Source organism: Clostridium peptidivorans (genome assembly GCF_900205925.1).
Classification (GTDB): Bacteria; Bacillota; Clostridia; order Clostridiales; family Clostridiaceae; genus Clostridium_AK; species Clostridium_AK peptidivorans.
This window is the reverse complement of record NZ_OAOD01000013.1, coordinates 55,803-76,133: the sequence shown is the minus strand read 5'-3', so window position 1 is coordinate 76,133 and position 20,331 is coordinate 55,803. Positions and strand designations below refer to the sequence as shown.

Sequence of the window (20,331 nt, the reverse complement as noted above, 5' to 3'; positions counted from 1 at the left end):
CTCCTTTACTGACGAAGCTTAGGATCTAGAGCATCTCTTAATCCATCACCAAGTAAGTTAAATGCTAACATTGTTAATGAAATAGCTAGTGCTGGGAAAATTAATTGATATGGATAAAAATCCATAACCGCTTGTCCAAAGGAAGTCATTGCACCCCAACTAGTTTCAGGAGGCTGTATTCCAAGTCCTATGAAGCTTAAAAATGCTTCAGCAAATATAAATGATGGAATATCAAAAGTCATATAAACAATTATTATTCCAATAGTATTTGGTATTAAGTGTTTAAGTATTATTCTTTTAGGGTCTGCTCCCAATGCCTGTGCCGCAAGTACATATTCTGATTGCTTAAGCTGCATAACCTGTCCTCTAACCATACGAGCCATACTTGTCCAACCAGTAATACATAATGCAATCAACAGTGACATCATACCTTTTCCCATAAATATGGATAGTATTATAACTATTAGCATATATGGTATACTTATAAGTATTTCCACAATTCTCATCATTATGTCGTCTACTTTTCCTCCAAAGTATCCACTAATACCGCCATATATACAACCTATAACTACTTCTATTATAGTGCCTACTATACCTATAGTAATAGAAACTCTACCACCAATCCAAAGTCTTGAAAATAAATCTCTTCCTAAATTATCCGTCCCAAACCAATATTCACTGTTTGGGGAAACATTCATTTTATCTGTATTTTGAACAGAAAACTTATGTGGTGATATCCAAGGTCCTATTATGCACATAAGTATTATAATTACCAATAATATCATAGAAAACATAGCAACCTTATTTTGCTTTAATCTTCTCCACGCATCCTGCCAGTAGGTCAAATTAGGTCTTACTATAATATCAGCATTTTCTGCATCATATCCTAAAACTTTAAATTTTTCTTTATTTAAATTTACCATTATGCCTTTGACCTCCTATCTTTTTTCACCAGTAAGTCTTATTCTTGGATCTACTACTGTATATAATATATCAACTATTAATAATGAAACAATGTACAGTGCTGAATAAAAAATTGTAAGTCCCATAATTACATTATAATCATTTGTTAAAATAGCATCTATCATTGAGTTTCCAAGTCCAGGAATATTAAATATTCTCTCTACTACTATAGATCCTGTAATAACTGCTGCTACCTGTGGTCCAAGTATAGTAATAACAGGTAATATTGCATTTCTTATAACGTGTTTCCATGCTATAGCCACTTTAGATACGCCTTTTGACTCTGCTGTTAATATGTAATCTTGTCCAACAACATCTAAAACAGAAGTTCTCATATATCTTGCATAAGTTGCTAAACTCGAAAAGGATAGTGCTATAGTTGGAAGTATAGTATATTTAAATCCACTTAAATATTCTCCAGGTGCAAACCACCCTGCACTAGGTAGTCCTATTTTACCACCTACTGCCTTTTGAAGTAACGCTGCCAGAACAAAGCTTGGTATAGAAACCCCAAGTATTGCAAGGAATATTACTGAATAATCCACCTTTGTATTTCTTTTAAAAGCAGCTATTATACCTAATATTATACCAATAGTTAGTCCTAAAGCTATAGCTTGTAATCCAAGCTTTAATGAATTAGGAAACTTATCTTTAATTATTTGTTGTACACTATATCCAGGAGTTATAAAGGAATCACCCAATTCTCCGTGTACTATGTTTTTTAGATAAATAACGTATCTAGTTGTAAGTGGCTTATTAAGCCCATATTTTTCTCTTAATATTTCCTGAGTTTCTGGTGGAAGTTTTTGTGCTTGAACCATTACAGGATCTCCAGGTATAGAATTCATCAAAAAGAATGTTATTGTAGTTATTACCCATAAAGTTATTATCATATATCCTAATCTCTTTAATATATATTTTGCCATTTATATCCTCCTTCCTTGATTTCCAATTAAAATTTATGTCATCACTAGAATTTATTAATTCCATATGTTATTTTCATGCCCATAAAATACCATTTACCCCTTAACATACAAATACTACAACAAGGCTCTGCAACCCTCATTGTAGTATTCATATTTATTATATAAACTTATTTTCCTTCAACATATGCCCATTTTAATTCATAGTGTGGTCCAAATGCTGGGTATTGAAGTCCCTTTACATTATTCTGATAGAAAGATCTTCTATCTTTATAGAATATAGGAGCTATACCTGCATCTTCATTAACAAGTAATTTTTCAGCTTGTGCAAATAATTCTAATCTCTTAGCATTGTCAGTTTCATTTAAAATTTTCTTATATAATTCTTCATATTTAGGGTTATTATACTTACCATAGTTATTTCCGTTATCCTTTTTGAATATTCCTATAAATGAATCTGGGTCATTGTAATCTGCACCCCAACCAGACATAGCTATTTCAAAGTTACCATCATGTGTTTTCTTTAAGTAATCTGCAAAGCTTGCTGCTGAATCAAGCTGTACATTAACGCCTATTTTTGACTCCCATTGATTTTGGAAGAATTCAGCTGACTGCTTGTCAAATGCACTGCTATCCTGTGGAAGGTATCTTACAGTATGCTTAGCTGGATCTGGATCTAATCCAAGTTCCTTTAATCCTTCTATAAATAATGCTTTAGGATCTTTGTTTTGAGCAATTACTTCCTTTAATGGCTCTTGAATCTTATCTCTATATACTACATCTCCGCACTTAAGTATTGTAGGTACAAGGCCATTAGAAACAAATCCTCTCTTATAAATCTTATTAACATAAGTTTCTCTATCTATTGCAATGGAGAAAGCTAATCTAATTTTAGGATTTGTAAGAAGCTTATTCTTTCCAGTTTGATTAAATATCATATAGAAGGCAGTTGGATCCGCTTGCTCTAGGCCTGCAATCTTACCTGATTTCACATCATTTTTAAGTTTTTCAACGTATTCACCAGTAATTTGTATTGCATCTATTTCTTTGTTCATAAGCATCTGATATCTTGTTTGCATTTCTTTTATAACTGTTAAGTTAACTTCATTAGTTTTAACTACATCTTTATCATAATACTTATCATTTTTCTTTAATGTTAATTTAGCACCCTTCTGCCATGCAGTAATTGTATATGGTCCACAATAAACCATCTTAGTTGGATCTGTACCATATTTATCTCCCTGTGCTTTTACCACATCTTCTCTAACAGGTGAAAGTAATGGGAATGCTATCATTTCTTCAAAGTATGGGATTGGTCTTTCAAGTTCTACTACAAAAGTCTTGTCATCTTTAGCCTTTAATCCAAGATCTTCTGCTTTAGCTTTTCCTGCTGTAAAATTCTTCGCATTCTTAACACCACTTAAGAATTCAATGTATGTTGATTTAGTGTTTGGATCTAATATTCTTGTCCATCCATATACGAAATCCTTAGCTGTAACTGGTTTTCCATCTGACCAATTATAATCTCTTAATTTAAAAGTATAAGTTTTTTTATCCGCTGAAACTTCCCAGCTTTCAGCCCCAGCCTTTTCAACTTTTCCATTGTTAGTTCTTGCAAGTCCTTCAAAAGCAGCATTTACCGCAGTAAATGATGCTACATCTGAAGCTAACCCTGGATCTAAAGTTTTAATATCTGCAAGCTCTAAATTCATTACCGTTGCTTTAGTTTCTCCACCTGCTGGCTTCTTATCTCCACCGCCGCATCCAACAAATGTTGTAAGTGTAAGCGCAGCCGTTAAGATAAGTGCTAGTATTTTGTTTCTTTTCACTATAAACTCCCCCTTATAATTACTTATATTTACTTATATTTATATAATTAAAAAATTATACTGTTAACCTTGAATAATTAATAAAAATTTGTGATTGGATTATAAATTAGTACATCTGAATTGATTGAGATATTTCCTTATATAGCATATATTTATTACAGCTTTTGATTTATTTTTAATTTCTTTTTATATATTTAATTGTATTTTTATATATTTATTTATATTTTTATATAAATACAAGATAAAAGTGCAAGTCTTGCAATAATTATATATTTGCACAAAGAATAACCTCTAAGTAAATATGTATTTTTATAAAACTCGTATGTCTTTGTCCTATTATTTGTTACGTTTTTATTACATTATTTTAACCATATTAACACAGTTTTTTTTCAGTGTCAATCAGATGACTTCCCACCGCAATCATAAATTCCTTATATTAATTCATTTTAATGAATGCAAATTCACTAAAATTTTCTCACTAATGAAGGATGTTATTCTTTTTTATTTATTAATCTTCTCATTTATTGCTTTTAATATTATTGATAAAAAATTATACATAGTATTTCATTTATATGTTTATTCATTATATAATATAATAATATAAAACATCTCAATATAATATAAGATGTAATTATTTTTAAGGAGGGACCTTTATGAATTACAATGTTGCAGTAGTTGGTTGTACTGGAATGGTTGGCAGGAAATTTTTAGAAATACTAGCAGAAAGAAATTTTCCTATAGCAGAATTATATTTGTTTGCTTCTGCTAGATCCGCAGGGAAAAAACTTTCCTTCAAAGGAAAAGAATATATCGTGGAAGAATTAAAAGAGGATAATATAAAGGACAAAAAAATTGACTTTGCATTATTTTCAGCTGGAGGAGATACAAGCAAAAGCTTTGCTCCTATTTTCGCAAATTATGGAGCTGTAGTTATAGATAACAGCAGCGCTTGGAGAATGGATCCTAATGTACCACTTGTAGTACCTGAAGTAAATCCAGAGGATATTAAAAAGCATAAAGGGATTATTGCCAATCCTAATTGTTCTACTATTCAAGCGGTAGTAGCTTTAAAACCTCTTTATGATACCTATGGAATTAAAAGAATAGTTTATTCTACTTATCAAGCTGTATCTGGTGCAGGTATGAATGGATATAATGATTTAATGGAAGGATATAAGGGAGAAGCCCCTAAAAAATTCCCATATGCTATAGCTGGTAACCTTCTTCCCCACATTGATTCATTTCTAGAAGATGGATATACAAAAGAAGAAATTAAAATGGTAAATGAAACAAGAAAAATATTTCATGATGATAATTTAAAAATAACTGCTACTACTGTTAGAGTACCTGTCTTAAATAGTCACAGTGAAAGCATAAACGTTGAACTCTTAAAAGACTTCGATATTAAAGAAGTATTTGAACTATTTAAAAGTTCTAAAGGAATAATACTTGAAGATGATATCGCAAACTTAATATATCCTATGCCTTTAAATTCATCAGGAAAAGATGAAGTATATGTTGGAAGAATTAGAAGAGATTTCAGCTTAGATTCCGGATTAAATTTATGGGTAGTTGCTGACAATATAAGGAAAGGCGCTGCATTAAATGCAATTCAAATTGCAGAGTATATGATTAATGAATAATTTAAAGCAATAATATTACTCTTTGGAGGTGAATTATGAGTATATTTAAAGGTTCTGGAGTAGCTATAATTACTCCTTTTGATGAAAATGGTGTAAATTTCAACAAACTTGAAGAGCTTATAGAATGGCATATTAAAAACATCACCGATGCAATAATAATATGTGGTACTACTGGTGAAGCTTCTACCATGACTGAAGTCGAAAGAAAAGAAACTATTAAATTTACTGTAGATAAAGTTCATGGAAGAATTCCTGTAATTGCAGGTACCGGTAGTAATAATACTAAAGCTACTATAGAATATAGCAAATGGGCAGAAAGCATTGGAGTAGATGGTCTTCTTCTAATTACTCCTTACTATAATAAAACTACTCAAAAGGGACTTGTAGAACATTTTAAAGAAGTAGATAAAAATGTAAATATTCCTATTGTGCTTTATAATGTGCCAGCTAGAACTGGAATGAATATAAATCCTTCTACTTTAGTGAAAATATGTGCTGAGTGCAAAAATATAGTTGCAATTAAAGAAGCTAGTGGTAATATCAGTCAAATAGCTGAAATGAAGGCTCTTTTAAGAGATACAATAGATATATATTCAGGAAATGATGATCAAATAATTCCTATAATGTCTTTAGGAGGTATTGGAGTAATTTCTGTAGTAGCAAATATACTTCCAAAAGAAATGCATGATATGTGCAAGTATTATATGGAAGGAAAACTTGAAGAGGCCTTAAAGATTCAATTAGATGCTTTAGCTTTAACAAATGCCTTATTTATTGAAACCAATCCTATACCAGTAAAAACAGCAATGAATATTTTAGGCATGTCTGTAGGCGATTTAAGACTTCCTCTATGTTCTATGGATGAAAATAATCTTGCTGTATTAAAAAATGAATTAAAGGCTTATGGATTATTAAAATAATCTTAGGAGGATACAATGGTTAAAATACTTTTAAATGGATGTAATGGAAGAATGGGTCAAATCATATCTCATACTTCTTTATCATTTAATAATTTAAAAATAGTTGCAGGAGTAGATATAAATACATCTACAAATTCATCTTACCCCGTTTTTGCAAAGCTAGAAGATTGTGATGTAGCCTTTGATGTAGTTTTAGATTTTTCTTCAGCTAAATCTTTAGATGATTTACTAAATTTTTGTATACTAAAAAATCTTCCTTTAGTACTTTGTACTACGGGATATACACAAGAACAGCTCGAAGAAATAAAAAAAGCTTCTGAAAAAATCCCTGTATTTAAATCTGCAAATATGTCTATTGGAATAAATATAGTGAACAATATACTTAAAGAAATATCCTCAAAGCTTTTTAAAGACTTTGATATAGAAATAATAGAAAAGCATCATAACCAAAAATTAGATTCCCCTAGTGGAACTGCATTATTACTTGCAAACTCTATAAAAGACAGCATACAAGAAGAAACTGAATTTGTTTATGGAAGAGAAGGACTCTCTAAAAGAGAGAAAAAAGAAATAGGCATTCATGCTGTTAGAGGCGGTTCCATCGTTGGCGATCATGACGTAATTTTTGCAGGCAGTGGTGAAGTAATTGAGATAAGACACTCCGCTATATCAAGGGAAGTATTTGCCGTAGGCGCATTAAGAGCTTCCGAATATATGTATGGAAAAGCTCCAGGCGTATATGATATGGATGACGTGCTAAAGTAAGAATCTGTAGTCACTATCACTAACCGGTAATCTAGAGTTTTTGTTGCATAAAATAACTAATGATGTATCTTAGTTATTTATCAATAGTGAATATTTAATAAATGAGGGTGGAATTTCGTTTTTACGAAATTCCACCCTCATTTATACAATTACAGAAATTCAGCTTACTAAATTTCTTCCCTCATCAGGTTAAACTGATATTTTTAATGTTGAATTATAGTATGAGATTTGCATCGTAGAAAACATTGAATAAGCTTTAAAACGGCTTTATTTCTAAATTTAAAATCCCGTATAGAGACTTCTACTGTCTGAGCATAGCGAGTTTAGAAGGCTTAGGGATTTTAAATTTAGAAATATTAGCCGTTTTTAGCGAAATGAACGTTTTCCTAGATGCAAATCTCATGCTACCTATTCAACATTATCTTAAAATGTCACATCTTTAAGCCAATTTTCCATTCTATCTAGTGCTTCTTCTAATTGTTCCATGCTGTAGGCATAGGATATCCTAAAATATCCTTCTCCCCCTGTTCCAAAAGCAGAACCTGGTACTGCTGCAACCTTTGCTTCAATTAAAAGCTTTTCGCAAAACTCCTCACTTTTCATATTAAACTTTTCAATAGACGGAAATATATAAAAAGCACCTTTAGGTAAGTTTACCTCGAAATTCATATTTCTCAGTCTTTTATATACATAATCTCTTCTCTTTATAAATTCATTTTTCATGTATTCCACATCTTGAAGACAGTTTTTAAGTCCCTCTAGTGCTGCCCATTGAGATATAGATGGTGCACAACTCATGTTATATTGATGTACCTTTAATATATGTTTCATATATTGTTCTTCAGCACATACATATCCTATTCTAATCCCAGTCATAGAAAACATTTTAGAAAAACCACTTATAAGTATTACCTTATTCTTTATATCTTTAAATTGAGCTACTGAATAATATTTATCAAAACATAAAGAACTATATATTTCATCTGTTATTGCCAAAATTTCATTGTTTTTAATTATAGAATATAAATTTTCTGCATCTTCCTTAGTTAAAATTCCTCCTGTTGGATTTGATGGGAAGGATATTATTATTACCTTTGGCTTTTCCTTTTCTATAACTTTTTTTATTTCATCTATATTCAATGTGAAATCTTCATTTAAATTATAAGTTATAGGTGAAGCCCCCAAAAGCTTAGCACAACTTTCATAAGCAGGATATCCAGGTGTTGGAATCAATATCTTATCACCAGGATTTAATACCGCTGTAAAAGTATCAAATATAGCTTCACTTCCTCCTGCTGTTATGCAAATTTCTTCTGAAGTGTAGCTTATATTAAGCTTATCTAAATAATTTGATATTTCTTCACGCAATTCTAATATTCCAATATTTGAAGTATATGTGGTTTTATTATCTTCTATGGCCTTTATCATGGCTTCTTTTACCTTTTCAGGTACTGGAAAATCTGGCTGTCCTAACGTTAATGATATAACATCAGGGTATTTACTTACTTTATTAAAAAATTTTCTTATACCTGAAATTTCAATGTTTTTTACACAATTTGACACATATTGTTCCTCTAAATTAAATTTTTCCATAGTTAAGCCCCCTTTGTTTACTTATAATACCCGTCAATAGAAATATAAACCTTTTGAACATGTGGTTTTGATGATAATGGATAATCTTTTAATCTTCCACCAACAGAAGTTGAATGTTGACAAATTAAATAATCTTCTACATATCCATTAGAATTATATACGTAATCTGAAATAATCATGCTATGGTAGGTTTGCGGATAATTTCCTCCTAATTGTACTATATCTCCCGGCATCATATCTGCTAAGTCAGCAAGATGTGCCTTTAATCCATAACCTTTATTATATTGCACATAATAATTAAACTCCTTTGCCCCAGTCCAAGGTGCCACTCTTTTATCATTTGAGTACCAATACCACTTAACATAATCAGATGTTCCATAAAAATCAAATGGTATTCCTCCTGCATATATGCATTGAGAAGTAAAATTAGTACAATCTCCACCATATTCTTCTGATTCATAGTTTCCCCATTTTGGATTTAATTTAAGCGCCCACATTCTTGCATAGTTTACCGCATCTATTCTATTGTAATTGTACAATTTTTCCTTACTGACTATATTTTGCACTACATCATTTCTGAAACTTATATTTCTTACCTTTTGATCTTCTAGATAATTATTATAGTTTTGTCTTAATATAATCTCTTTTATTTCGTCTAAATAACTCTGACTTTTATCATAATTCATTACAAAGCTTTTGTAGTAATCATTATAAATATCTCGTATTATATACCATTTATCTTTAAATTTTTCTAAATAAATTTTATGTCTTAAATTGCTCATTTGAGATTTTATATTAGATGAAAATTTAAAATAAACATCATGATTTTCATCTAATACTGCCATAGCTTTGTTATCGTTGATACTTAAGCTTATATAATGAAGATAATAGTTATACTTAGAAAATTTTAAATCATGCTTTTGTAACTTTCTCTGATTTACATGCATTTCTAAAGCTGCTATTTCAAATATATAGTATTTTTTAGATCTGTCGTCATTTGGTAAAAAGAACTCTTTTATATCTTCTCTTACTTTTAATTCCCCTATGCTTTTGTACTTAATATCAAAATAATTTTCAATTGTATTGAATATATCAGCTTTTTCCATAAAAACTCCCTTTATATAAGTATTATTTAATCATTATTATAAATAATAGTTAATATAGAAAACTTATATTATTAAGGTTTATTGAAATTAATGTAGATTATTTATTAATTATTAAAATTATACTATAATATAATAAATTTATGTATAATAGTAAAATAATAATATTATTATTTTAGTCAAAGGAGGCTTTATTATGAATTATGATTTTACTAATCCATATGAAATAGCTAAATATATAAAAGAAGTAAAAAAATCTACTCCTCTTAAAGTTTATGTGAATGGGGATTTATCTGAAGTAAATAGCGGCAATATCGAGGTTTATGGTTCAAATAATTTCTACATGTTATTTGGAGAAAAAGAAGAAGTTCTAGAATTTTTAAATTTCAACAAAAACAAAATAACAAAATACAGATTAGAAAATGACAGAAGAAATTCTGCTATTCCAATGCTTGATATATCCAATATAGAAGCTAGAATTGAGCCAGGCGCTATTATAAGAGATAGAGTAAGCATAGGGAAAAATGCAGTTGTAATGATGGGCGCTGTAATAAACATAGGGGCTGAAATAGGCGAAGAAACTATGGTAGATATGAATGCCGTGGTAGGTGCTCGTGGAAAACTTGGAAAAAGAGTCCATTTAGGTGCTGGTGCAGTTGTAGCCGGAGTACTTGAGCCACCTAGCAAAGACCCTTGTATAATAGAAGATAACGTACTTATTGGAGCTAATGCCGTAATACTTGAAGGAGTACATATTGGTAAAGATTCAGTAGTCGCAGCAGGTTCAGTAGTTGTAGAAGATGTTCCTGAAGGAGTAGTTGTAGCTGGAACCCCTGCAAGAATAATTAAAAACATAGACGAAAAAACTAAAAATAAAACTGAAATTTTAGATGACCTAAGATAAGTTTTGCAAATCAAGATTTTAGTTGCTAGTCGCTTATAATTTTAAAGGAATTTCGTCAAAACGAAATTCCTTCCATCAGCAGTTTTAGTGATATTTTTAATGTTGAACCTATAGTATAGGATTCACATTGTAGAAAGCATTGAACAAGCATTAAAAGCTCTTTATTTCTGAATTTAAAGCACCGTTAAGAACTTTCTACTGTTTGAGTAATAACGAGTTTAGAAAGTTTAGGTGATTTAAATTCAGAAATATTAGAGCTTTTTTGCGTAGTGAACGCTTTCTTAAATGCAAATCCTATACTGGAGTTTCAACATTATCTTAAAATTCTACACTTCTATTCTTCTATTTCAAAAATTTCTTCAGTTTCTTCAGTTTCTTCAGTATCTTGTTCAATTTCTTCAGTTTCGCCATCTTTATTTACTCTTTCCATTTTAGATATAGAAACTTCATAAGCTACCTTTTTTATTGATTCATCTTCTGATACTTTCTTTTGATATTCTCTGCTTTGAAGTCTTCCCCAAACTCTTATATTATCCCCAACTTCCAAATCATTACAGTATCTAGAATTCCTTCCCCATGCTATAGTTGGAATATAATCAGACTTATTGTAAGCTCTATTTACAGCTAATAAAAGATCCGCTATTTCTCTTCCAAAAGGAGTTGTCCTATAAACAGGTTGTTTACATATAAATCCATTTAAAACTATTAAATTAGGATTTTTACTTTTTTCTATACAAGGACTTATATTTCTTGCGAAAACAGTTAATACGAGTCTATTGCTTCCATCTATAAATTTATTATATGATCTCAGCTGGCCTTCTATTATTAACTCCGCTCCAACTTTTATTTCCATGCCTACCATAAGTCTTTCCGATAAAGTTATAAATAAAACATCCTTAGCATCGCTAAGTCTTGGAACTTCAACGTTAAATGTATAAAATCCTTCTCCATACATTTCATGGCTAAATTCCAACTCTGAGCATACCTTTCCTTCCAAATATATTTTGTTGTTTTGTAATAAATTGTCCATGATAACCCCTCTCTCTCCCTTAGTATATAAGAATATTTTCTTATTTATAAATATTCTTAAAATGTCAATAATATTACTATTCATTTAAATATTTCTTCATTATTAAATATAAAATTTAATGATCTTATATCTACATTTTCTAAAAGTGCTATAGTTACTACTATCATATATCCATAGAGTTCATTGTTGTTGTTAAAACTTCTTTTTATAGGAAGCTCACAAGGCTCTACTGTATTTTCGCACATATTCTTCATATATCTTTGAAGGCAGTATACTAAATATCTCTCATCTCTTTCTGCACTTGAAAGTGTAACTGTATTTTTACTTCCAAATCCATAAGTAATTACATTTCCACTAATATTTAAATTATTTTTAAATTTCGAGTCCATGTTTACAAGATAATACAAGCCCTTAATATTCTTCAAATTATAATTAGTCTCTTCATTTATAATTACATAATCTGCTACAATTTCAGTGTCTTTTAAATCAACTAATTCATATTTAATATTTAACTGCAATAACTCCTTTTTTATAATATAAATTAAGTTTGTATTTTCTCCCATTACTGCTATTCTTCTCATATTATCAACCCCTGCTTCAATTTTCTTCTATATGTATTTTTAGCAAAGGTTGATATTTTATGCATTATATATTTCCATTATAATACAGTTATTATTTACCATCAATTACTTATCTGCTTACCTTCCAAATTTATTTTATAATTTTCCTTATATATTAAGTCTCCAACCTTAACGAAACTGTATCCTTTGTCCTTTAAAGCTTCTATTATTCTTGGTAAATTATATGGAGTAAATTTTGCATCACTATGAAATAGCATTATAGAGCCAGGTTTAACTTTTTTCATAACCCTTTCATATTCCTTATCTGCTCCTTCTGCTTTCCAATCTATACTATCTACATCCCATTGTATACAATAATATCCTGCAGACTTTACTGCATTTACTGCATTATCATTATAAGAACCTGATGGACATCTAAATAATTTAGTTCCTTGTCCTGTAATCTTCATTATTTTCGCATCCGCTGCACTTATTTCTCTTATTATTCTTTCTTTAGAGACTTTAGCAAAATCCGCATGTGTGTCTGAATGATTTCCAATTTCATGTCCTCTTTTGTATATTTCCTTAGTAAGCTCTGGAAAATCATCTGCCCAATTCCCTATTATAAAAAAAGTGGCTTTTATCTTATATTTATCTAAGATATCCAATATTTCAATTGTATTATCATTTCCCCAATTTACATCAAAGGTTATACTTACCTTCTTTTCCTGTGTATCTACTGAATATATAGGAATATTTTTATCCTGAATAAATACTCCTTTGCTGACATTTAAAAATATACTTGAAACAGTACTTATTGCGAGTAATAACACTGCAAATAAAACCTTTTTGTAAACCCTGCTCTTCAATTTACATTACCCTCCATATAAATTCCTTCTTATTTTTTATATGTAAAATTTAAGTTAAATATTCTAGTGAAATTTAATTAGCTTACCTTATTAACCCTTTCTTTCCTAAAACACTACAGTATTTATATTTGATATGAACAAATACTATAAGTGACTAATACATAATCATTTATAAAAAGGAGGTAATTTATTATGGCATTAGGACAATCAGGAAGTGGAAGAACTCAGCTTGTACCAAACGCTCATAAAGCTTTAGATAATATGAAATATGAAATAGCAGAATCAATGGAACTTGGAGTTCATCAAGGCTCAGAGGATTATTGGGGAGAAGTAACTTCAAAAAATTGTGGAAGAGTCGGTGGAGAAATGGTTAAAAGACTTATTTCCATGGCTGAAGAACAACTTGCAAATGGTAGCAAATAATAACTTTATATAAAAGTCGGCTGTAACAGCCGACTTTTTTTAGTTAATACTCAATTGTTAATAGTTAATAAGTTGTGATATAATAATTGATAAGTTTAACAATCAATATAAGGTTACTAGGAGGATTATGAATGTTTGAAGATACTTTAGAACTCGCAGAAAACAAACTCCTGCTGCTATATATATTTCATAAAATAAATGCCCCTATTTCCAATAATCAGATTACCCAGATGATACTCGAAAATAATTTCATGAATTATTTTACTCTTCAGCAATATATTTCAGAACTTGTTCAAAATAACTTTTTACAAATACTTGAAGATGAAAATAAACATAGGCTTTTAATTACGGAACAGGGTGAAAAAGTACTATCTCTTTTTATAAACAGGATTTCTAAAGTTAAACTTGAAACAATAGACATATATTTAGAAAATCAACATGAAAATATAAAAAGAGAGGTTTCTACATCTTCTGACTATACAATTGAAAATAAAAATAAATTTGTTGTTAGTTTAAAAGCTATTGAGGGTAATATAAATTTAATCGATTTAAAGATAACTGTAGACAGCAATAATTTAGCTCGTGAATTATGCACTAAATGGAAAAATGATTCTTCTAAAAAATATGAAAGGATATTACAAATACTTTTAGAAGATTAAATTAAAAGCATACCAGTAGGCTCTCCCCCTATTGGTATATTTTTTTTATTCCCACTTTCTAAGTCAATTTTTATAAGAATATTATTATAATTATCTCCTACATAAAGTTCATTTTCTTCTTTTACTATTCCTCTAGGCATTCCCCCTATCCTTATCCTATTTGTTTCTTCATAGTAATTTATATCTACGAAACTCAAAGTGCCATCTCCAAAGTTTGAAACATAGCAAACATTATCGTCTATAACCATATCTACTGGTGAATTTCCTACAGATATTCTATATAACACTTTAAGATTTTTAGTGGATAAAATGCTTATACTTCCCTTTTGATCTGAGCCTAAATTACTTTCACACACTACAATATACTCCCCATCTCTGGTAAATAAAGCCTTTATTGGATAAGGTCCTACCTTTATATTTTTTATATATCCTTTTTTTCCCGCACTAATTAAGGTTAAAGTATCATTTCCCATATTTGACACTACAAATAAGTTATTTTTTTCATTGAACTGAATATTATGAGGTAAATTCCCACAGGGTATTTCCTCCACGACCTTATTTTGTACAATATCAAACACCACTATATTATTCAATTCTCCACATACTATATATGCATAATCCTCTACGGTAACTACGTCATTACAGTGCATCCCTATAAAACAATTTTGTATTTCAATATTCTTAGTAGTATCTATTATTGAAATACTATTTGAATAACTGTTTGCAGTTATTAGGTTATCTTTATAGCGACATATTCCATGGGGCCCAATTTTATGATATCCATTATTTAATGTTATCTTGTTTTCTTCTTTGAATGTAGACAAATTTATTCTCGATATACAGTCAGAAGATGTGTTGCATATGAATAAATGACTCATTGTTTTCCCCTCCTCACAGATATAATATGTAAGTACATAAGAATTGGGCATAGCAAAATTAAACATCTCAAATAAATTGATATATGCTCTAAAAGATTAGTACTTGTGTATTAAATTTTAATAAGTTATAATTTCTTATATACTTTTAAAGGGGGAAATTTTGATGTATTCATATACTACAAAAGGTGTTTGTGCTAGAAAAATTGATTTTGATATAGTTGATAATAAAGTAACAAATGTTCGCTTCCTTGGAGGATGCAACGGGAACTTGCAAGGACTTGCAAGCTTAATTGAAGGAATGGATGTTAATGAAGCTATTAAAAGATTAAAAGGAATTCATTGTAAAGAAAAACCTACATCCTGCCCAGATCAGCTTTCAAAAGCATTGGAAGAAGCTTTAAATTCAGTTAATAGTTAATGGTTAATACTTAATATTTAAAGTTAAAAACCTTCCACTTTATGCGGAAGGTTTTTTAAACTTAGAAATTCATCAGATGAATTTCTACCATAACTATTCACTATTAACTATTAACTGCCCTTATGGTTTTTCTCATTTCTCCTATCATGTAAAGTGATCCACATATAAGTACTAAGTCGTTTTCATTGGCATAAGATAAAGCTTTTTCGTAGGCTTCTTTATAGTTTTCCATAGCTTCACAGTTAGTATTGTATTTTTTTATTATTTCCACTAGTTCAGAGGAATTTTCTGCTCTGTAACTTGGCGGAGTTACAGTTATTATATTTGAAGCTTCTGGCGTGATTACTTTTACCATATCTTCTACTTGCTTGTCTGAAAGTATGCCCACAATTAATATAAGCTTATTATATTTAAAATAAGTATTTATGCTATTTTTAAGACTTGTAATACCATCAATGTTATGAGCTCCATCTATTACAACCATAGGCTTTGACTTTAACATTTCAAGCCTTCCAGGCCACTTTACCTTTTTAAGTCCTTCTATAATATGTTCTTTTTTAATATCAACCCCAATATTTTGTAATTCTTCCGCTGCGTTTATCGCTACAGAACAATTTAATAACTGATGAGTTCCTAAAAGTGATAACTGTACTTCATAGGTATCCTTATTAGTATTAATAACAATTTCTTGACAAGGTACATTGTAAAGCTTTTCTTTTAGTATTGAATTTTCTCTTTTTACATATATTATAGGACTTTGTTTTTCATTAGCTACCTTTTCAATGGAAAGTTTAGCCTCTTCTTCCACAGGATATAGTACCACGGGAGTTTTTTCTTTTATTATTCCTGCCTTTTCATATGCAATTTCTTCTAATGTATTTCCAAGAATTTTTATATGATCATAACTTATTGAAGTTATTATACTTATCAAAGGATTTATTACATTTGTAGCATCTATTCTTCCTCCAAGCCCTACTTCAACTACTGCATAATCTACCTTTTCCTCATGAAAATATACAAACATTACTGCTGTTATTATTTCAAATTCTGTAGGCTCATCATATCCTAGCTCACAGGCTTTATCTACTGCTATTTTTACCTTTTCTACTACTTCACATAATTTTTCTCTAGGAATGTTATTATTGTTTATTTGTATTCTTTCTTCAAATTCCTCTATAAATGGTGAAGTATACATTCCAACCTTATGTCCAGATTCCATAAGTATTTGAGTAAGCATTGCTGTAGTAGAACCTTTGCCATTAGTTCCTGCTATATGAATACATTTTAAATCTTTATGAGGATTTCCTAAAAGCTCCAATATTTTGTTGGTTCTCTCAAGCCCCTTATTTCTACCAAACTTAGCTGTATTTTCTATATAACCCATGGCTTGTTTGTAATTCATATAAACCCTTCCCCTTTTCTACAATTAGTAACTAATAGTTAATAATTATGGAAGAAATTCAGCAAATGCTGAATTTCAACCTAAATTATTATTTATTAATTTTTAATTGTTATTTAAACTTTCTATTCTTTCAAGTACTGATGTAAGCATTTCTTTGTATTTATCACCTTTAGCTTTTTCTTCGGCTACTACTGCTTCTGGAGCCTTCTTTACAAAGCTTTCATTTGAAAGTTTCTTTTCTACACGTTCTATTTCGTTTTGAAGTTTTTCTTTTTCTTTATTTAATCTTTCAAGTTCCTTTTCAAGGTCTACTAAGTCAAGTAATGGCATATACATTTCAGCACCTTTAGTTACTGCTGAAACAGCATTTTCTGGTGCTTCTTCTTTAGAATTTAAGAAACTAACTTCACTTGCTGAAGCAAGCTTTTCAAAGTATACTGTTCCTTCCTTAAATGCTTCTTTTCCTTCTACTGCAAATATAGTAACTTTAGCCTTTCTTGAAGGTGGTACATTCATTTCTAATCTTACATTTCTTAAAGCCTTAATAGCTTCAATTATATAATTCATATTTTCTTCTGATTTTTTATCATTTAACTCTTCTCTATATTCAGGCCACTTAGAAGTAGTTATAGTATTTTCTGTGCTTTGAACATGAGTATAAATTTCTTCTGTTATAAATGGCATAATTGGATGTAAAAGCTTAAGTCCTGTAGTTAATACATCAAATAATACATTATAAGTTATACCTTTAGCCTTTTCATCTTCTCCATATAATACAGGCTTAACCAGTTCTATATACCAGTCACAAAACTCATTCCACATAAAGTCATAAACCTTCTGTGATGCTATCCCTAGTTCATATTTATCTATGTTTTCAGTAACTTCTTTTACTAAAGTATTTACTCTTGATAATATCCACTTGTCTGCTATAGTGTAATCCTTAACGTCTTTATATTTATCCATAAGATCTTTATCTAAGTTCATCATAACAAATCTTGAAGCATTCCATATCTTATTTGCAAAGTTTCTTGCCGCTTCAACTTTTTCTTCATAAAATCTTATATCATTTCCTGGAGCGTTACCTGTTACAAGCATAAATCTTAAGGCATCTGCACCATATTTATCAATTACATCTAGTGGATCAACTCCATTGCCAAGAGACTTTGACATCTTTTTACCATTTGAATCTCTTACTATACCATGAATAAGTACAGTTTCAAATGGAATATCATTCATACTATGAAGTCCAGAGAAAATCATTCTTGCTACCCAGAAGAATATGATATCATATCCTGTAACAAGTACACTTGTTGGATAGAAGTATTCTAAGTCTTCTGTTTTATCTGGCCATCCAAGGGTTGAGAAAGGCCAAAGAGCAGAACTAAACCAAGTATCTAATACGTCATTATCCTGTTTTAACTTAGAGCTATTACATTTATGGCAAGCAGTTGGTTCTTCTGTAGATACTATCATTTCGCCACAGTCTTCACAGTACCATACTGGAATTCTGTGTCCCCACCAAAGCTGTCTTGATATACACCAATCCTGAATGTTTTCCATCCAGTTGAAATATGTTTTGTCAAATCTTTCAGGTACAAAATTTACTCTTTTCTCTCTCACTGCATCAATGGCTGGCTTTGCAAGTGATTCCATTTTTACATACCACTGTTTTGAAATCATAGGTTCTATTACAGTGTTACATCTATCATGACATCCTACATTATGAGCATGATCTTTTATATTTACTAAGAAACCTTCTTTTTCCAAATCTGCTACTATAGCTTTTCTTGCTTCATATCTATCCATACCAGCATATTTTCCGCCAAGTCCATTTATTGTTCCATTTTCATTCATAACAATTATTTCTGGAAGGCTATGTCTCTTTCCAACATGATAATCATTTGGGTCATGAGCTGGTGTTATTTTAACTGCACCTGTTCCAAATTCCATATCTACATAATCATCAGCAACAATAGGAATTTCTCTATTAACAAGTGGAAGTATAAGAGTTTTCCCTACTAAATCAGCATATCTTTCATCCTTTGGATTGACAGCTACAGCAGTATCTCCAAGCATAGTTTCTGGTCTTGTAGTTGCTATTTCTATAAATTTGTCCTCTCCCTTTACAGGATATTTTATATGCCAAAAATGACCTTCATGCTCACTGTATTCTATTTCTGCATCTGAAATAGCTGTCATACATTTAGGACACCAGTTAACTATTCTATTTCCTCTGTAAATTAGTCCCTCTTCATAAAGTTTAACAAATACTGTTCTAACAGCTTTATTTAAATTTTCATCCATAGTAAATGCTTCTCTTGTAAAGTCAGCAGATACCCCTAGTTTTTTAAGCTGTCCTTTTATTCTATCTCTATACTCATGGCTCCATTCCCATACCTTTTCTAAGAAAGCTTCTCTTCCCATTTCCTTTTTCTTAAGTCCCTGCTTAAGAAGTTCATTTTCAACCTTAACTTCTGTAGCAATACTTGCATGGTCCTCTCCTGGAAGCCATAATGTACTATATCCCTGCATTCTCTTAGCTCTAATTAAAAAATCTTGAATACTATTATCTAATGCATGCCCTAAATGAAGTTTTCCTGTAATATTTGGGGGCGGCATCATTATTGTATAAGGTTTTTTATTCTTATCTACCTCTGGAGTAAAATACTTATTTTCCTCCCAATTTTTATAAATTCTGTCTTCAAACTCTTTAGGGTTATAGGTTGTAGCTATGTTTATATTTTCGTTCATATGTATACCTCCTGTTTTATTAATTTAAAATCTCTAGTCGCTAATCTCCGTATTAGCAACCAGGTTTTTAGTAGACAAATATTGTTGAAATTCAGCAAGCTGAATTTCTTCCTTTAGTTAGTACATATTAATTTACCTTTTTTAATGTTGAACCATAGTATGAGATTTGCATTGTAGAAGGCATTGAGCAAGCCGTAGAAGCTCTTTATTTATGAATTTAAATCACCGTTAAGAACTTTTTACTGTCTGAGCGACAGCGAGTTTAAAAAGTTTAGGTGATTTAAATTCATAAATATTAGAGCTTCTTTGCGCAGCGAACCGCCTTCCTAAATGCAAATCTCATACGAGAGGCTCAACATAAAAAAGCGCCCTGACATCCTTAAAAGGACGACAGCGCGCGTTACCACCTTTTTTCTTGAGTAAAACTCAAGCTCTCATATTATTAACGGATGATTAAACCCGTCTTTGCTTACTAAAATTTCAGCAAAGAAGCTCCAAAGCTACCTTCAAGGTCATTTGCACAGAAAGTCTTTCAGCCCATGAACTTTCCTCTCTTAGAACTATTAACCTTTACTCCTCTTTTTCAAAGCATTTTGATATAAAATTGTTGTTTAATTTATAATTTTTATTATAGCTTAAATCCTAAAACTGTCAACAATTATTTCATGTAATAATTAATAAATAATAATTGAAGAGGG

Annotated in this window: 18 protein-coding genes and 1 other annotated feature; of the genes, 7 read left to right on the top strand and 11 right to left on the bottom strand. The window is 30.3% G+C overall.

Annotation, left to right across the window (positions count from 1 at the left end; genetic code table 11):
- Positions 1 to 5: 5 nt before the first annotated feature.
- From CRN98_RS11600 to CRN98_RS11590, 3 genes are all read right to left on the bottom strand, one after another.
- On the bottom strand, positions 6 to 923 hold the full coding sequence (locus tag CRN98_RS11600) for an ABC transporter permease (RefSeq protein WP_097027593.1): 918 nt from the start codon (positions 921 to 923) through the stop codon (positions 6 to 8).
- A gap of 15 nt (positions 924 to 938) precedes the next feature.
- Positions 939 to 1,889: an ABC transporter permease gene (locus CRN98_RS11595; RefSeq protein ID WP_097027592.1), complete on the bottom strand. Its 951-nt coding sequence runs from the start codon at positions 1,887 to 1,889 to the stop codon at positions 939 to 941.
- A 167-nt stretch (positions 1,890 to 2,056) separates the two neighbouring features.
- On the bottom strand, positions 2,057 to 3,715 hold the full coding sequence (locus CRN98_RS11590; protein WP_242960924.1) for a peptide ABC transporter substrate-binding protein: 1,659 nt from the start codon (positions 3,713 to 3,715) through the stop codon (positions 2,057 to 2,059).
- Between the two features lie 653 nt (positions 3,716 to 4,368).
- Between CRN98_RS11590 and CRN98_RS11585 the strand changes: the two genes are divergently transcribed.
- The 3 genes from CRN98_RS11585 to dapB are packed head-to-tail and all read left to right on the top strand — an operon-like array spanning position 4,369 to position 7,043.
- The gene (locus tag CRN98_RS11585; RefSeq protein WP_097027590.1) at positions 4,369 to 5,358 is read left to right on the top strand and encodes an aspartate-semialdehyde dehydrogenase; all 990 of its coding nucleotides are present in this window, start codon (positions 4,369 to 4,371) and stop codon (positions 5,356 to 5,358) included.
- Between the two features lie 35 nt (positions 5,359 to 5,393).
- Positions 5,394 to 6,278 (top strand): 4-hydroxy-tetrahydrodipicolinate synthase, encoded by an 885-nt coding sequence (gene dapA, locus CRN98_RS11580; protein ID WP_097027589.1) that lies wholly within the window; start codon positions 5,394 to 5,396, stop codon positions 6,276 to 6,278.
- 15 nt (positions 6,279 to 6,293) lie between these two features.
- A complete protein-coding gene (gene dapB, locus CRN98_RS11575; protein ID WP_097027588.1) occupies positions 6,294 to 7,043 on the top strand; it encodes a 4-hydroxy-tetrahydrodipicolinate reductase in 750 nt (249 codons plus the stop codon).
- A 423-nt stretch (positions 7,044 to 7,466) separates the two neighbouring features.
- Here dapB and CRN98_RS11570 read toward each other — a convergent pair whose 3' ends face one another.
- Both CRN98_RS11570 and CRN98_RS11565 read right to left on the bottom strand, forming a co-directional pair.
- A complete protein-coding gene (locus CRN98_RS11570; protein WP_097027587.1) occupies positions 7,467 to 8,636 on the bottom strand; it encodes a pyridoxal phosphate-dependent aminotransferase in 1,170 nt (389 codons plus the stop codon).
- Between the two features lie 17 nt (positions 8,637 to 8,653).
- On the bottom strand, positions 8,654 to 9,742 hold the full coding sequence (locus tag CRN98_RS11565) for an amidase domain-containing protein (RefSeq protein ID WP_097027586.1): 1,089 nt from the start codon (positions 9,740 to 9,742) through the stop codon (positions 8,654 to 8,656).
- Between the two features lie 193 nt (positions 9,743 to 9,935).
- Here CRN98_RS11565 and dapD point away from each other — a divergent pair, with 193 nt between their 5' ends.
- Positions 9,936 to 10,643 carry a 2,3,4,5-tetrahydropyridine-2,6-dicarboxylate N-acetyltransferase gene (dapD, locus tag CRN98_RS11560; RefSeq protein WP_097027585.1) on the top strand — a complete coding sequence of 236 codons (708 nt, stop codon included), beginning with the start codon at positions 9,936 to 9,938 and terminating at the stop codon, positions 10,641 to 10,643.
- A gap of 334 nt (positions 10,644 to 10,977) precedes the next feature.
- On the opposite strand, the gene CRN98_RS11555 is transcribed toward dapD, so the two are convergent.
- The 3 genes from CRN98_RS11555 to pdaB form a co-directional block, all read right to left on the bottom strand.
- The gene (locus CRN98_RS11555) at positions 10,978 to 11,673 is read right to left on the bottom strand and encodes a single-stranded DNA-binding protein (RefSeq protein ID WP_097027617.1); all 696 of its coding nucleotides are present in this window, start codon (positions 11,671 to 11,673) and stop codon (positions 10,978 to 10,980) included.
- Positions 11,674 to 11,753: 80 nt separating this feature from the next.
- Positions 11,754 to 12,254, bottom strand: coding sequence for a hypothetical protein (locus tag CRN98_RS11550; RefSeq protein ID WP_097027584.1), 501 nt, complete (start codon positions 12,252 to 12,254; stop codon positions 11,754 to 11,756).
- A gap of 101 nt (positions 12,255 to 12,355) precedes the next feature.
- Positions 12,356 to 13,102: a polysaccharide deacetylase family sporulation protein PdaB gene (gene pdaB / locus CRN98_RS11545; RefSeq protein WP_097027583.1), complete on the bottom strand. Its 747-nt coding sequence runs from the start codon at positions 13,100 to 13,102 to the stop codon at positions 12,356 to 12,358.
- A gap of 192 nt (positions 13,103 to 13,294) precedes the next feature.
- Here pdaB and CRN98_RS11540 point away from each other — a divergent pair, with 192 nt between their 5' ends.
- Positions 13,295 to 13,525 carry an alpha/beta-type small acid-soluble spore protein gene (locus CRN98_RS11540; RefSeq protein ID WP_097027582.1) on the top strand — a complete coding sequence of 77 codons (231 nt, stop codon included), beginning with the start codon at positions 13,295 to 13,297 and terminating at the stop codon, positions 13,523 to 13,525.
- 131 nt (positions 13,526 to 13,656) lie between these two features.
- A complete protein-coding gene (locus CRN98_RS11535) occupies positions 13,657 to 14,184 on the top strand; it encodes a DUF4364 family protein (protein WP_097027581.1) in 528 nt (175 codons plus the stop codon).
- On the opposite strand, the gene CRN98_RS11530 is transcribed toward CRN98_RS11535, so the two are convergent.
- Positions 14,181 to 15,062 carry a YncE family protein gene (locus tag CRN98_RS11530; RefSeq protein WP_097027580.1) on the bottom strand — a complete coding sequence of 294 codons (882 nt, stop codon included), beginning with the start codon at positions 15,060 to 15,062 and terminating at the stop codon, positions 14,181 to 14,183. The two genes, CRN98_RS11535 and CRN98_RS11530, sit on opposite strands and share 4 nt — an antisense overlap.
- Positions 15,063 to 15,225: 163 nt before the next feature.
- On the opposite strand from CRN98_RS11530, the gene CRN98_RS11525 reads away from it, so the two are divergent.
- Positions 15,226 to 15,480, top strand: a complete 255-nt coding sequence (locus CRN98_RS11525) for a TIGR03905 family TSCPD domain-containing protein (RefSeq protein ID WP_097027579.1) — start codon at positions 15,226 to 15,228, stop codon at positions 15,478 to 15,480.
- 103 nt (positions 15,481 to 15,583) lie between these two features.
- Here CRN98_RS11525 and CRN98_RS11520 read toward each other — a convergent pair whose 3' ends face one another.
- Entirely contained in the window at positions 15,584 to 16,882 is a 1,299-nt protein-coding gene (locus CRN98_RS11520; protein WP_097027578.1) for a bifunctional folylpolyglutamate synthase/dihydrofolate synthase, read from the bottom strand.
- Positions 16,883 to 16,984: 102 nt separating this feature from the next.
- Positions 16,985 to 19,633, bottom strand: coding sequence for a valine--tRNA ligase (locus CRN98_RS11515; RefSeq protein ID WP_097027577.1), 2,649 nt, complete (start codon positions 19,631 to 19,633; stop codon positions 16,985 to 16,987).
- A gap of 380 nt (positions 19,634 to 20,013) precedes the next feature.
- Positions 20,014 to 20,229 (bottom strand) — a binding site (T-box leader).
- Between the last annotated feature and the right edge of the window lie 102 nt (positions 20,230 to 20,331).